Genomic DNA, 13,534 nt, shown 5'->3' with positions numbered 1-13,534 from the left:
GTTCGGCCCGACTCTAATGGTTTGTGCCTGCACTGTAAAACGCTTCGACCAAGATACCCAGCGGATAAAAACTTTCAATTATAACCCGATGATCCTGAATTAATAAATAGCGCATGCCAATCGGTGCCGTAGGGCCTCGGAACAGGCATGGAAAAAGCCTGTCGTGGAGAATATGAAGAATTCAAGGAAGAAAGCACGTGTTAATCGCGATGCACTCGTAAAAATCTTTAAGCGAAGCGCCGTACAAGTTCCATAATCCCAAAGCGCTGACCACGACCAGACCGCCACCGGTCCAGCGTTTGAACAGCACATCATGACGCAGGATGGCGTTGTGCGCCTTCAGGCCGAGCAGATGCCCTATCGCGGCAACCGGCAGCAGCGCCAGCGCCATCGGAAAATGCAGATCGACCGATAAAGCGACGAACGTTGTCATCTTGAGGGTCACCAGGATAAACCACAACACGAACAGAGTGTCGCGCAATTGATGTTTGCTGACGTTGCGCATGTAAACGGCCACCATCAACGGCGCCCCGGACAGGGAAATGCCGGCCACGTAGCCGCCCAGCACCAGCAGTCCTCTGTCCGCCCAGACATGGCGGCTTTCAATGCCCCGGTTGAGCAGCCAGATAAAACCGTAAAACAAGGTAACCGAATAAATGAAGCTGTTCAGCCACAAGGCCGGAAGATTCAACAGGCCGAAGACGCCGACGATGGCCGCAGGAAAAATATAGATCGAGGTGCGGCGCAAATAACGCCAGTCGACGTTATGCAGCCGATTGAGCAGCGTCAGGCCGGAAAAAAACAACAAGTGCATGCCGATGATGGGCAGCCATAAAAGAGGGGTGTCCTGAACGAACAAAATCAGCGGCAAGCCCAGGGCCGCGCCGCCGAACCCGAGGCCCGACCGGACGAATCCGGTCCAGACGAACACGAGGGCGATGCACGCCATTTGATAAAAAGAAAAATCCGGAATCATGGTGGAAAACATGGATCGACTGTTGGCTGGCAGAGGGGACTTTCATTGCGGTTTCGGCCCTTATCGGGCGCGAAAAACCGACGGGACCCGGCTGGACCGGCCTTTTTCAACGGCGGTAAGGACATCCTGCCCGGCCGGGGCCTCTTCAGCCCGCAGAGCCGGGCGAGGAAGAGCGTCGGCGTCTTCGCTCGGCCGGCTGCATAAACCGGAATGCCTAACTTTGCTCCCAGGGCAAGCCGTGGAATCGCCAGCCGCCGAGATTGCCCCGGTGCCTGTTTTCATCCAGAGGGCCTTCGAAACCTTCGACGATATTGACCAGATGTCGGTAACCTGCCTGTTCGAGCGCCACGGCGGCGTCCTGCGAACGCTGCCCGCTCCGGCACAGCAGTAAGACCGGCGCCTCGATATCCGGCACCGCTTGTTTGACCTCGCCGATAAAATTCGGATTCAACTGCCAGTCGGGCCCTTCCTTCCAGGGAATCAGGACAGCGCCGGGCGGATGGCCCACGAAGCCGTGTTCTATTTTCGTCCTGACGTCGACGATGACAGCCTTGCTGTTTTGCCGCATCAATTCCCAGGCCTGTTTTGGATTTAACTGTTCGATCATGATAACCTCACCTGATTTTTTGACCGATAAACCGGGCCTCGTTTCTCAATCCGAGCCGGCAATCGCCGATAAAGCCGTTTTCCCGGTAATAAACGACTCTCAGCGATGAAAACATCGCCAGCAATTCATTGACTCCGAGCAGGAACTCCGGACGATCGGGTCCCTGGCCCATTTGTTTTTCCCGTGTGTAGGTTTGATAAAACAGCAAACCTTCCGGTTTCAAGGCGGCTATTATCGCATCGCTTAACGTCCGGTCAAGAAAACGGCTGATTACGACGACGTCGTAGATCGCTTCCGGTAAAGACAATGAATCGACGTTTTGCCTCCGGGCTTCGATCGGAAGCCGGTAGGCCCCGGCGTATCGGCCGAGTTTGTCGATGGCGACTCGAGACCGATCAAGGGCGGTTACGTTCAATCCCCGCCGCGCAAGAAAAATGGCGTTGGCGCCCAGGCCGCACGCCAGATCGAGAGCGGTTCCGGTCTCCGGTAATAAATACTCGTTGTCTTCCAGAACCTGAGCGGGCGGGGCAAGGTCCGGCTCGGACTCACGGTAGATACGATCCCATTTTTCGTCCGGCGCTTCCATCATTCCGGTCCGGGCTTGCTGACCCGAGGTTCCAGCCAGGCTTGCAGAAAATCCATAAACTGCCGCACCTTGGCCGACAGATATTTTCTATGCGGATAGACCGCATGAACTTCCAGCGGCGGCGGCGAGTATTGCTCCAGAACCGGAACCAGCCGGCCTTTTTCGATATCGCGGCCGACGATGTAAATGGGCAGCATGATCAGGCCCAGGCCGTTAATGGCGGCAATGCGAATGGCATCGGCCACGTTGGCCTGCATTCGGCCGGTGACGGGAATGGTCTTATAGCCCGTTTCGGTTTTGAAAGGCCATTTGTTTTTGGGAGGAATTGCCCAATTGACCAGGCAACTGTGTCGGACGAGATCTTCGGGCGTCTCGGGAGTGCCCTGTTTGGCGAAATAATCGGGAGAACCGCAAACCATCAGGCTCGAACTGGCCAGTTTTCGGGCGAACATGCTGGTATCATCGAGCGGTCCCAGATAAATCGCCAGGTCGATGCCGTCATCGATCAGATCACCGGGACTGCTTTGCAGAATCAGTTCCACGTTCAAGTCCTGATGCAGCTTGAGGAATTCGGAGACTGCCTGGGAGATGTGAGTCGCTCCGATCACGGGCGGAGCGCTGATTTTCAATACGCCCCGAAGTTCGGTCTGAAGATGGGTAATCGCCGCTTCCATTTCCTCGACGTCGAGCAAAACCTGCTGACATCGATCAAGATAGGCCGCGCCGACTTCGGTCAGGCTCAGGCTGCGCGTCGTCCGGTTAAACAGGCGAGTGCCGAGGCACCCTTCAAGATGAATGATGTGTTTGGTCGCCATGGCCCTGGAGATATCCAGATCCCGAGCGCCGCCAGCGAAACTTCCCGCTTTCGCCACCCGCACGAAAACATTCATACTGGTCAGTTTATCCACCGAGGTTTCCTCTAAATAGTAGTCACAGGGATTGTCGATTCCTATTAAAGACACGGTCAAAAATGACTTCTTTAACCGGAATCATAGAACAGGATGTGCTGAACGAAGTGAAGCGCACTTGTGCCCTTTAGGGTATCCATCGCGAACGATACCCTCTGGGGCACAAGTGCGCCTCCTATCGTCGGCAGCATCCTATGCCTTAAACGGGGAAATAATTTACATCCAAACCCTAACGATAGACCGGCAGGAATTGCCTCTTTCCATGACCCGGCGCTTCAATCTTTTCCAATGCGAAGCGAAGCCGAATAGCAAAATAAGTTGACATTTTTAGTTGTTTCATATTAGGAAACAATCCATTTAATAATTACTATATTGTATCCTGTTATTATCAATGTATAGTATTACTAAATCAGTCTATAAACAAATTCTTTTGCACAGCTTCAATCGTTACAGTTATCTAAAACGTCATTCCCGGAGATTGATCATGAACAATTTCAAAAACGACATTTTAATAGGCTTGTTGTTGATTACCGGCGTCGGATCCTTTATTTACGGTCAGTTCATTATTTCCACCGTATCGTTCGCCGTTGCGGCGATCTACAGCAACATTGCGATGCGCGCTCGGTCCCATCATTAACGACTATCACTTCCCTCTAGTGTTTAACTGACAAGCAGATCCTCCTCAATAGTACTCCTGCTTGATTTTTTGCCTCCTTAGCTTGCAAGAGCGAAGGAGGCTTTTTTATTTCCGGGCCTATGAAACCACAGTGGAATGCCCGGCATTCAACCTGATTTTCTTCCACAACAAGTCTTCAATTTCGCATTGCGGCACAAAACCGGTCACGGCCTTTCCCAACAGTTCACGTACCTGCTCGAAGTCGTCCTGTTCCGCAGCCTCTTCCAGAGAGAACAATAACGGCTCCAGAGCGGCCCAGGCGATCACGTGCTCTTCGGCTCGCATGATCCTGGGATGACTGGTCCGGGAGACCTGGTCTCCAATCAATAATTCCTCGTACAGTTTTTCTCCGGGCCTCAAACCGGTAAACACGATCTCTATTTCGCCGTTCGGGTGGGTTTCATCCTTTATTTCCAGCCCACTCAAATGAATCATTCTTTTCGCCAGATCCAGAATGCGGATCGGATCGCCCATATCCAGCACGAACACGTCGCCGCCGTTGCCCATCGCGCCGGCCTGAATCACCAGTTGCGCGGCCTCCGGTATCGTCATGAAATAGCGAATGATGCGCGCATCGGTCACCGTCACCGGACCGCCCCGGGCAATCTGCTCCCGGAACAAAGGCACCACCGATCCGGACGAGCCCAGGACGTTGCCGAACCTCACCATCGTAAAGCGCGTGCGGTGCCGCTTCCCGTAATCCAGGCTCATGGCCTGCAGGATCAGTTCCGCAAAACGTTTGGTAGCGCCCATCGTGTTCGTCGGCCGGACCGCCTTGTCGGTCGAAATCAGCACGAACGTTTCGACCTCGGCCGACAGCGCCGCCCGGGCCGCGTGCAGGGTGCCGAACACATTGTTCCGGATCGCCTCGCCCGGATTTTTTTCCACGATGGGTACGTGCTTGTAGGCGGCCGCATGATAAATGGTCTCTACCCGATAAGTCTTGCAGACTTTCTGCAGGCGCTCGGAGTCGGCCACCGAACCCAGAATGGCGATCAATTCGGATTTTTCGGACAATTTGTCCAACAAGCGAGACAGTTCCTTCTCGATCTGATAAAGAGCATATTCGCTCAACTCGTACAGAATCAGAGAGACCGGCTGCAACTGGACGATCTGCCGGCACAGCTCCGAACCGATGGAGCCGCCGGCGCCGGTGACCATGACCACCTTGCCGGTGATGTCGGCATGCAGCAGGGAGGGATCGGGCGCCACCGGATCGCGCCCCAGAAGATCGCCGATGTCCACTTCCTGCAGGGCATCGAAAGTCACCTTCCCCTGGGCAATATCGGCTAGGCCCGGCATCGACATGACGTGGACGGCGAAAGGTTCCAGCAACCGGATAAGCTCGCTTTTGCGCGCCCGTTTCTCGGACGGCATCGCCAGCAGCACGTCCGATACCTGATGCCGATCGATCAAATAGCTGAGCGAACTGAACGGATAAATCCGCAGGCCGTTGATTTTCCGTTTATGCAGCAAGGCATCGTCGTCTATGAACGCGACCGGCCTGAACTCGCGCCCGTGCTCCAGAGCAGAAGCTAACTGCACGCCGGCATTGCCGGCCCCGTAAATGATCACGTTCCGTCTTCGCTTATGAGGAAGATGCCGTTCTCCGGCCCGCTGCAGATAAATATCGCCGAGCCACCAGCGCGCGAAGAATCGGCTGCTCCCTACCAGAAGCAGCATGATGAGCCAATTCAATGGAGGTACGGTCCGCGGCAGATTACGAATGCCACTTTCATAAATGATGAACGGCAAAAAATAAATGCCCGCGAAAACAAACGCATAAATCGTGATTGCCTGAATGATCGTCCACAACGCCCTGACTTCGATATAGCGAATGATGGCCCGGTACAGACCCAACCGGATAAAAATCGGCACCGCGAGCATCGGCGCAATGATAAAAAGATACCAATCCACGGCGCCGGGCTTGTAGAGCACGCCCAGACGCAAGGAAAAAGCCAGCCACAAAGCCAATACGGCAAAGCAGACGTCGGCACTGATCAAGATCGCTGCTTTGACCGGACGGGAGCGGCCGATAAACCATCTGGCCAGGCTTGACATCATCGATCGGCCTCCCGCTCGCCCGCTTTGAACCGGATCGCCAGAAACACCAGAGGCAAATAAGCCAGCGCCACGCCAAGAACACCGTCCAGCTTGCCCAAACCTACCGCCAACGCCAGCGGCATCAGCCAGCCCAGATTGATCGCCGCGGCCGCGAGCGTGACCGGCTGATGCGCGCCGAACCGGCGGGAGGCCTTCTGATAGGCGTGGCTGCGATGCGCTTCGTGCACGGGCTCGCCGCGAAAAAACCGGCGGCATAACGTCCACGTGGCATCCACGATAAACAGGCCGAGTAAAATAACCCAGCTCCAGAAGAACTGCGGCGAAACGGCGGCGGCCTGGAGCGAAAACAAACCCAGAACCATACCCAGAAAACCGCTGCCCACGTCGCCCATGAAAATTTTGGCCGGTGGAAAATTCCATACTAAAAAACCGCCGGCCGCAGACGCCAACAGCGCCGGAGGCAAAGCCAGGGAATGGTCTTGAGCTGTTATAGATAATAACAGTATGCCGCCCAGGCACGCGGTGACCGTCTCCATGCCGGCCAAGCCGTCGATGCCGTCCATGAAGTTGTAGAGATTGAGCAGCCACACCAGATAGATCAATCCCAGAAAATGGCCGAGCCAGCCGAGGTCCAGCGTATGCCCCAGGAAACTCAAGGGCGGCATGCCTCCCAGCCAATACAATCCCCAACCGGCTCCGAGAAAATGCGCCAACAGCCGCCAGCGCGCCGGAACATGCCGATGATCGTCCCAAAATCCGATCAATGCCACCACGCCGCCGGCACCGCATAATGCCCATAACGCGTTATCGGGCAAAAAGCCCATGCGGTTCAGGACCGCAAGACCCGGCAAAAAGACGCTGACGATGGCCAGGCCGCCGCCGCGGGGAGTCGGCAGCACATGAGAACTGCGCCGATTGGGGGCATCCATTAGATTCGCCGCCAGCGCATAGCGGCGAAAAACTTCGGTCAGTACCGCTGCGGCAATCAGAGCCGGCAGCAGCACCCGCAACAATTCCGTCATCGGGCTGTCCTTAAATAATCCTCGGCCGTCTGCCGCAACGCTTCATCGACGCTCATCGGCGGCGTCCAGCCCAGCAAATTCCGCGTCTTGCCGATGTCGACCCGAAGCGATCCGCACAGCTTCTGCGTTTCCGCCCGTTTGCCCAACAATCCCAGAAACAGGGACAAAAGCGCTACCGGCACCGGCAAAAGCCGGGCTTTTTTTCCCAGGGCATCCCCCAATCTTTTCAAGAGCTCCGTCGTGGACAAATCCTCGCCGTCTCCGGCAAGAAAGGTCTGGTTGGCGGCTGCCGGATGATGGATACAGGTGATGATCAAATCGACCAGATTATTCAACGCCACCAGCGTCCGTTTATTGGCTATCCAACCCAACGGCAACGGGATCCCTTTATCGAGCCAGCGCATCATCGTCAGAAAATTACCCTGTACGCCCGGCCCGTAAACCAGAGGCGGACGGATGATGACCATTTCCATGCCCGACTCCGAGGCCAGACCGCGCAAGGCTTCTTCCGCTTCGTGCTTGGAAATGCCGTAGGGATCGGCCGGCGCGGGCCGATCCGCCGCGGTATAAGGACAATCCGCCGACGTGTTTTCGCCGTTCACCTTGATCGAACTGATAAACACAAATCGCCGGACGCCGGCATCGGCCGCCTGCCGGGCCAGATTCCGGGTGCCCTCGACATTGATGCGCCGGAAATCGGCCAAAGGATCCGACGCGCTATCGTTGACCACGTGCGCGCGTCCGGCCAGATGGATGACCGCATCGATGCTGTCCAGGGCCGAGCCCCAATCGGTCCTTTCATCGATCGCATCGACCGTCACCGTATCGATAGCCCGAAGCATCGGCCGGCCTGAGCGAACCGCCGCCCTGACCCGCCATCCCTGACCGGAGAGTTGGCCGCACAATTCGCGGCCGATGAATCCGTTGGCGCCGGTAATCAGGACGGCTCCACCGGAAGAAATAGGTTTCAATGGAACATTCATGTAAATGTCGGATGATTAAGCTTGTGCGAACACCTTGTCGTAGAATTTCATTAAATCCGCAGTAATTTGCCGACTGGAAAACAGCGCCAGAGCTCGGATCCTGGCTGCATTCCCCATTTGCCGCCGGCAGGCTTCATCGTTAACCAATAACGACAAGGCAGCCGTCAATGCCGGAACGTCGCCGGCCGGAATCAACAGCCCGGTCTCGCCGTCTTCGACCGCATCCGTAATTCCGTAAATCCTAGAAGCCACGGTGGGAATGCCGGCGGCGGCCGCCTCTATGATAACCTGACCGAAGCCTTCCCGGTAACTGGGCAGGCAAAAAATATCGGCCATGGCCATGTAGCTTTCCGGTTCAGGCGTAAAATCGACTTTTCTCAGTTGATCGACCGAAGCCCGGCAAATTTCCCGAACGCGCTCGAACGGCGCATCTTCTTCGGCCCCCACCAGCACCAGCACGACATCGGGCCGATGCGCCGCGAGCAAGGCGAAAGCGGAGGCCAGATCGAAAATGCCTTTATCCCGGTTCAATCTGCCCAGGAAAAGAATCACTGTCCGGTCGTCGCCGATCGCCAGTTGTTTACGAATGGACTGCCTGGCGGAAGCATCGGGTCGGAATTTTTGCCCGTCGACGCCGCAGATCGAGCCCCTGCCGATGACGCTGCCTTTGTGTTCGGAAAGAATCCCTTCGGCAATGAGAAAATCGCGTTGCGACGGACTGTCGACCAGAATATCGGTAGCGAACAGGACGATGAGCCGATCGAACAGTTTCAATGCCGTGCGTTTCCAGCCCCGCCTCGTCGCCCATACTTGTCCGGTAAAGGTGTGGACCCGGTGGGGAACGCCGCAGGCCCAGGCCGCGAACATGCTTAACAGCCCGGTTTTAGGCATGATCGAATGCACCAGATCAAACCGTTCGCGGCGAAACAATGTCACCAATTGCCATAAAGCGCATAAATCCCGCCGGAGGGCTATTTTGCGTTCAAACGGCAAGGGTAGAAATGGAGCGGCCAAGCCGTCTAACAGCTCGGACCCTTTCGGATGACTGCTGATTTTAACCGTCCATTTTTCCGCAGCCGCATCGATATGTCCCCTCATAAAAGAATTCACTGCTGCAGGTACGGTAGCTACATAACAAATTTTTTTCATCGATTTATTATGTTTCGCCGTCATCGTTCCGTGCTTTCAGCAGATGAATAAACGCCGTTTTTCCAAAAGCGAGCCAATTCCGCGATGCCGTCCTGCATCGGTATGCGATGGCTGTAACCCAGTTCCGAGCGAATTCTGTCGCTCCTATATACGGTGGTATTGGTTAACGCGTCAATTCTGGATTGCGTCAAGGGATTTTTTCCCAGGCTGGAGCCAATCGCCGCCAACCGGCGAATCAGGCCTTCCGGCAGTCGAACCCGAGCAGCCGGCTGATGCAAAGCCGCCGCCACGGTCGCGACAAACTCTTCCAGCCGGCAATGGTCCGATACAATATAAATCCGACCGTTGGCCGGCAAGGAAGCCCTGGCGCACAGCAGCAGGGCATCCACAACATTTTCCACATGGATATAATTGGCGATTGCGCCGATTTTGCCGATATAAAAAAACAGGCCTTTATCGATCATACGGATCATTTGAAAAAGGGACTGATTAGGCATATCGGTTCCGTAAACATTGGAAGGTCTGAGAATGACGAATTCCATTTTCGATTTTGCGGCTTCGGCCGATATCAGCTCATCTGCGGCGGTTTTCGATTTTTCATAGGCATTGACGGGACCGATTGCCGAATCCTCACGAATGTCCTTGTGTCTAGGATTGCCGTACACGCCGGTACTGCTCAACTGGACCCAGCGCTTGACTTCCCCCCTGGCGGCCTCGAGCAAATTGGCCGTACCCTCAACATTGGTGGAATGCATAAGCCCCTCCTCCCGCAATTCCGCCGCGCAATGGTATACCACCTCGGCTCCCGATAAAAATTCTCGTAAACTTGCGGCGGAGGAGTTCAAATGACCGGCAAACGGCACTGCTCCATTTAGCTCCGATCGAGGCTCTTGACGGGTTAGATAACGCACTTCGTTGCCCAAGGCCAAATGCCTCCGAACCAAATGTCTTCCGATAAAACCCGTTCCTCCGGTAATGGCGACAATCATAATCAGTTCAATCAAATTAGCCCTTGTTTAAGCTTCTCGTTAATCACGGATCGCAAGCGCAGAAAGAGGACATGAACCTGGGGAAGCTGGAAAACACCATACCATAATACAGCGCCTAAAAAACCGAGCTCCTGCCGGTGTTTACTATAAAAATCCCGCCTGAATCCGATATCCAAACTGATATTATTCAATGCGCTCAAATAAGAACGCTTGATCGCAACTGAGAAATCCTCGGTATAGCGATGGTTCGTCATGGCATCGGCTTCCCGTAGCCTGAGCAGATGCTTCGACAGCCAGCCGATATAAAACGACTGGTCCTGCAATATCCTTTCGGTCCATGAACCTTCGGCAAAACTTCGATAGACCGACATCGGGCGATCGATATACAAAGCGCCGCCCGCAAGAGAGCAAAATATCTGAAAAAAATAGGCATCCAGATTTCTCTTATAAAATCCGGTGTCATCCAGCGCAATACGGTCGAAAAAAGATCTCCGTATGAGCATGGCGGCCGTCGGCATGAAGGAACCGCCGCACCGGATAATCGCTCCGACGTCCAGAATCGCGTCGCCTTTTGCTCGACGACAAAAAAGCAGATCGCCCGGAACTTCTTTTATCGTTTTAACCGCCGGATGAAAACAAATTTCACAGTCGGGCTGGGCTCTTAAAGCCTCCAATTGAATCCGGAGCTTATCCTCGGAACTCCAGTAATCGTCGCCTTCGCAAAAGGCGATATAGTCGCCTTTGGCATAACCGGCCGCGTGCAGAAGCATCATCACGCCTTTGGAATACTGATTTTCATCCTGAAGTATCGGTCGGATTATCGTCGGATAGGCCTCCGCATAACGGCTGATCAAGCTTCTTGTCTTATCGGTCGAGGCATCGTCATGGATGATGATTTCGAAGGGAAAACCGGTTTTCTGCAATAAAAATCCACGAATGGCGTCTTCGATATATCGTTCATGGTTGAACACGGTGCAAATCACGCTAACCAGGGGCTTGGAGCCGGTCCAGGACGACATGATTTCGTTTTCTCCAGGCAGCCGGGCTTGTCTGAAACTGGAAATACTGAATTTATCCACAAAACGGTCCTTTAAAATAGCGGCCCAAATGCAAAGGGGCGGCTTTTAATCCACAATCGTTCATTTTCTCATTTTTCCGGCAGGCAATGAAGAATGAAAACGCCTTCTCGATTAAAAACGGATCGGGAGGGCTTACAGATTTCATTTGGATGCATTCACATGCGGCATTTTTTGACCGGAATAGGCATAACCCAAAAAGGTTAACAGCTTCTTCATTGCCTCGGGCTCGGCGACGTTTAAAACCAGCAGGTCATCCGGCCTGTTCTTGAAATAGGACAGCACCGCCCGATTATGCTCTTCATAGCAGCGAGTGTATAACTGACGGTCATACAAAGTGGACTCATCGGCGCCGTAACGAAACCGCTGAGTGTCCCAGAGAAACCCGGAATAAAGATAATGAAACCGGCGCAAATCCTCGGCGGTGGGTATCCGGTTTTTACCCACCAGTTTGGTATGGAACCGCACGAGCGAGTCAAACCATTCATCGGAGTTATTGCGCACCGTCAAAATGAATTTGGAACCGGGAAAGGCTTCATCCATGTAACGAAAGGTATCGGGATAACTAAAGGGAATATCCTGAAAAGCTTCGGCCCGGCGGCAGTAACCGATTATTTTCCGGAAATCCCGCCGCGCCCAGTCGTGTAACAACCGCTCAGCCCTGGCCTGATTGCCGACCTTCAGCCCGAGAGAACGAAACACCAGTTCCACCGAGGTGGTGCCTGTCTTGTTGGCGCCGATACAAAATATCTTGGGTCTTTTAAAAAAAAATAGTTTGTTTAACTGCCTGTATAAAAAGCCGGTCATCTCGCTATCTGATCCTTTGCCAAAACGGGTTTGTTTCTGCTCAACAATAATCGGCCAATTTCCGGAAGCGCCTTGATCCGCAATAAATAAGCCATCATTAGGTAGTATGCTCCCCCTGCCGATGAGGCCAGCGCCAGCTCGACATAATAGGAGAAATCCCAGCCATACGCCGCCAGCCACATCAATGCTCCCATAAGAGTCGCGATAAACAGGCTGGGAAGCAGATCCATCAATTGCCGGGCTGCTCCGTAATTTAAAAAAACCTTGCTGTAATAGGCATTCACCCCGATTGAAAAAATCGAAGCGATCACCTGTGCCCAGGCAATCGCCATGATTCCGTAAAAACTGCCGGCCACGGTCAAACCGATTGCCACGATTTTCTTTATCAGCATGATATTGAAAAACAAATCAGAGCGTCCCTGAGCCTTGAGCACGTTGATATTAAGAATATGCATGGGCCACATCAGTCCCACAATCCCCAGGACTTGCAGGATGGGGACGCTAGCCAGCCATTTTTCCCCAAATAAGGTCAGAATAACGGGTTCCGCAAGCACGATGATAATCACCGAAAGGGGGATGTTCACAAACATGACCAGCCGCTGCGCTTTACGAAACGCCTGGGCCAATCTTTCCCGCTCTTCCGCGACCGAAGAGAAAGCGGAAAAAGCCACCCGGTTGATTACCAGCATAATCAGATTGACCGGCAGTAGCTGCGTTTTTTGCGCACGGTCATAGTAGCCGACTTCCTGAATGGGGTAGAACTTGCCGATAAGAACCGAATACAGATTGGTATGGAGCGTGTCGATGATTCCTACGATCATCAAATAGCCGCCGAACCGAAAAAAAGACCGCAACGAATGGCAACTGAAAGACAGAACGGGCCGCCACGCGTGCCAACTCCATAACAAAACCGTCGATACGAGGCTTGCCGCCAGTGTCTGCAGCGCCAGGCTCCATACTCCAAAGCCCTTGACCGCCAACACGATCGCCAGCATTCCGGACAGAAAGGAAGCCGCTCCGCTGACTTTGGCGATCAATTTGAAATTCATTTCCTTGGTCAGAAGCGTCGTATGGATGGAGCCGAAAGCGTTGATGAATACATTGAGGGCCATCGCGTAAATCAGAGGCTCAATTACCGGCTTTTCGAACAAACCGGCAATAGAGGGTGCCGCAAAACACAGCGTCAAAGAAGCCGCGACGCCCATCGCCAAATTAAAATAAAAGACCGTCGACTCGTCGATGCGGGTAACATTCTGCCTCTGGATGAGCGCCGAACTGAATCCGCCGTCGACAAAAATGCCGGCTATTCCCACAAACAATGCCAGCAAGGCAATGACCCCGAAATCTTCAGGCGCTAAAATCCTGGCCAAAACGATCAGAATGAGAAATTGCATGCCTTGACGCAAAACGACATCGACGGCGCTCCAGATGACGCTGTTTACTATTTTGTTTTGAAACGAGGTCATCTCGAATTTAAGGCAAATGCGAAAGAAGGCTTAAGACAAATGAGTTCCATCAAAATAATCGGATTCGTCAAGCTGCTTTAAAAGCATCCATGATCTAACCCATGAAGGTCAGGAATGTCTTTGGATAATCCGGGCGCTTCGGTTGCGACGATCAAAATAGGACAAATCCATGGCCTGCCGTCCCGGACGGCAGCGGATGAGGCAGGGAAATGATGCCGTAAATAC

Annotated in this window: 13 protein-coding genes; 1 reads left to right on the top strand and 12 read right to left on the bottom strand. The window is 53.8% G+C overall.

The annotated features are described in order from the left end of the window. Window positions 1-181: 181 nt before the first annotated feature. The 4 genes from A3OW_RS24010 to A3OW_RS0104095 form a co-directional block, all read right to left on the bottom strand. Complete coding sequence (locus A3OW_RS24010; protein ID WP_020562158.1) at window positions 182-988, bottom strand: sulfite exporter TauE/SafE family protein; 807 nt, start codon at window positions 986-988, stop codon at window positions 182-184. Between the two features lie 202 nt (window positions 989-1,190). Further along, entirely contained in the window at window positions 1,191-1,583 is a 393-nt protein-coding gene (locus A3OW_RS0104105) for a rhodanese-like domain-containing protein (RefSeq protein ID WP_020562157.1), read from the bottom strand. 7 nt (window positions 1,584-1,590) lie between these two features. Next, complete coding sequence (locus A3OW_RS0104100) at window positions 1,591-2,172, bottom strand: class I SAM-dependent methyltransferase (RefSeq protein WP_026223317.1); 582 nt, start codon at window positions 2,170-2,172, stop codon at window positions 1,591-1,593. Next, the gene (locus A3OW_RS0104095) at window positions 2,169-3,077 is read right to left on the bottom strand and encodes a LysR family transcriptional regulator (protein ID WP_026223316.1); all 909 of its coding nucleotides are present in this window, start codon (window positions 3,075-3,077) and stop codon (window positions 2,169-2,171) included. Before A3OW_RS0104095 ends, A3OW_RS0104100 begins: the two co-directional genes overlap by 4 nt. A 484-nt stretch (window positions 3,078-3,561) precedes the next feature. On the opposite strand from A3OW_RS0104095, the gene A3OW_RS28175 reads away from it, so the two are divergent. Next, window positions 3,562-3,714 (top strand): hypothetical protein, encoded by a 153-nt coding sequence (locus tag A3OW_RS28175; RefSeq protein ID WP_020562154.1) that lies wholly within the window; start codon window positions 3,562-3,564, stop codon window positions 3,712-3,714. A 117-nt stretch (window positions 3,715-3,831) separates the two neighbouring features. Here the strand turns inward: A3OW_RS28175 and A3OW_RS0104085 are convergent, their stop codons facing one another. From A3OW_RS0104085 to A3OW_RS23995, 8 genes are all read right to left on the bottom strand, one after another. Next, complete coding sequence (locus A3OW_RS0104085) at window positions 3,832-5,817, bottom strand: nucleoside-diphosphate sugar epimerase/dehydratase (protein ID WP_020562153.1); 1,986 nt, start codon at window positions 5,815-5,817, stop codon at window positions 3,832-3,834. Then, a complete protein-coding gene (locus A3OW_RS0104080) occupies window positions 5,814-6,839 on the bottom strand; it encodes an MraY family glycosyltransferase (RefSeq protein WP_020562152.1) in 1,026 nt (341 codons plus the stop codon). Before A3OW_RS0104080 ends, A3OW_RS0104085 begins: the two co-directional genes overlap by 4 nt. Then, window positions 6,836-7,822 (bottom strand): UDP-glucose 4-epimerase family protein, encoded by a 987-nt coding sequence (locus tag A3OW_RS0104075; RefSeq protein ID WP_020562151.1) that lies wholly within the window; start codon window positions 7,820-7,822, stop codon window positions 6,836-6,838. The genes A3OW_RS0104080 and A3OW_RS0104075 overlap by 4 nt, the downstream gene beginning before the upstream one ends. Window positions 7,823-7,837: 15 nt before the next feature. Next, window positions 7,838-8,920, bottom strand: coding sequence for a glycosyltransferase (locus A3OW_RS0104070; RefSeq protein ID WP_198291284.1), 1,083 nt, complete (start codon window positions 8,918-8,920; stop codon window positions 7,838-7,840). A 71-nt stretch (window positions 8,921-8,991) separates the two neighbouring features. Further along, a complete protein-coding gene (locus tag A3OW_RS24005) occupies window positions 8,992-9,960 on the bottom strand; it encodes an NAD-dependent epimerase/dehydratase family protein (protein ID WP_232422435.1) in 969 nt (322 codons plus the stop codon). Between the two features lie 11 nt (window positions 9,961-9,971). After that, complete coding sequence (locus A3OW_RS24000; RefSeq protein WP_020562148.1) at window positions 9,972-11,039, bottom strand: glycosyltransferase family 2 protein; 1,068 nt, start codon at window positions 11,037-11,039, stop codon at window positions 9,972-9,974. 141 nt (window positions 11,040-11,180) lie between these two features. Beyond that, window positions 11,181-11,843 carry a sulfotransferase gene (locus A3OW_RS0104055; RefSeq protein ID WP_020562147.1) on the bottom strand — a complete coding sequence of 221 codons (663 nt, stop codon included), beginning with the start codon at window positions 11,841-11,843 and terminating at the stop codon, window positions 11,181-11,183. Then, window positions 11,840-13,309, bottom strand: a complete 1,470-nt coding sequence (locus A3OW_RS23995; RefSeq protein WP_083918133.1) for a lipopolysaccharide biosynthesis protein — start codon at window positions 13,307-13,309, stop codon at window positions 11,840-11,842. Before A3OW_RS23995 ends, A3OW_RS0104055 begins: the two co-directional genes overlap by 4 nt. Window positions 13,310-13,534: the final 225 nt, after the last annotated feature.

The sequence above is a fragment of the Methylosarcina fibrata AML-C10 genome (assembly GCF_000372865.1).
Lineage (GTDB): Bacteria > Pseudomonadota > Gammaproteobacteria > Methylococcales > Methylomonadaceae > Methylosarcina > Methylosarcina fibrata.
The sequence above is the reverse complement of the archived record's forward strand: the minus strand, read 5'-3'. Positions and strand labels throughout refer to the sequence as shown.

What these genes read in the sequence shown, in the direction of transcription:
- A3OW_RS24010 (WP_020562158.1), bottom strand. Translation starts at nt 988, where the DNA reads ATGTTTTCCACCATGATTCCGGATTTTTCTTTTTATCAAATGGCGTGC.
- A3OW_RS0104105 (WP_020562157.1), bottom strand. Translation starts at nt 1,583, where the DNA reads ATGATCGAACAGTTAAATCCAAAACAGGCCTGGGAATTGATGCGGCAA.
- A3OW_RS0104100 (WP_026223317.1), bottom strand. Translation starts at nt 2,172, where the DNA reads ATGATGGAAGCGCCGGACGAAAAATGGGATCGTATCTACCGTGAGTCC.
- A3OW_RS28175 (WP_020562154.1), top strand. Translation starts at nt 3,562, where the DNA reads ATGAACAATTTCAAAAACGACATTTTAATAGGCTTGTTGTTGATTACC.
- A3OW_RS0104085 (WP_020562153.1), bottom strand. Translation starts at nt 5,817, where the DNA reads ATGATGTCAAGCCTGGCCAGATGGTTTATCGGCCGCTCCCGTCCGGTC.
- A3OW_RS0104080 (WP_020562152.1), bottom strand. Translation starts at nt 6,839, where the DNA reads ATGACGGAATTGTTGCGGGTGCTGCTGCCGGCTCTGATTGCCGCAGCG.
- A3OW_RS0104075 (WP_020562151.1), bottom strand. Translation starts at nt 7,822, where the DNA reads ATGAATGTTCCATTGAAACCTATTTCTTCCGGTGGAGCCGTCCTGATT.
- A3OW_RS0104070 (WP_198291284.1), bottom strand. Translation starts at nt 8,920, where the DNA reads ATGAGGGGACATATCGATGCGGCTGCGGAAAAATGGACGGTTAAAATC.
- A3OW_RS24005 (WP_232422435.1), bottom strand. Translation starts at nt 9,960, where the DNA reads ATGATTGTCGCCATTACCGGAGGAACGGGTTTTATCGGAAGACATTTG.
- A3OW_RS0104055 (WP_020562147.1), bottom strand. Translation starts at nt 11,843, where the DNA reads ATGACCGGCTTTTTATACAGGCAGTTAAACAAACTATTTTTTTTTAAA.
- A3OW_RS23995 (WP_083918133.1), bottom strand. Translation starts at nt 13,309, where the DNA reads ATGACCTCGTTTCAAAACAAAATAGTAAACAGCGTCATCTGGAGCGCC.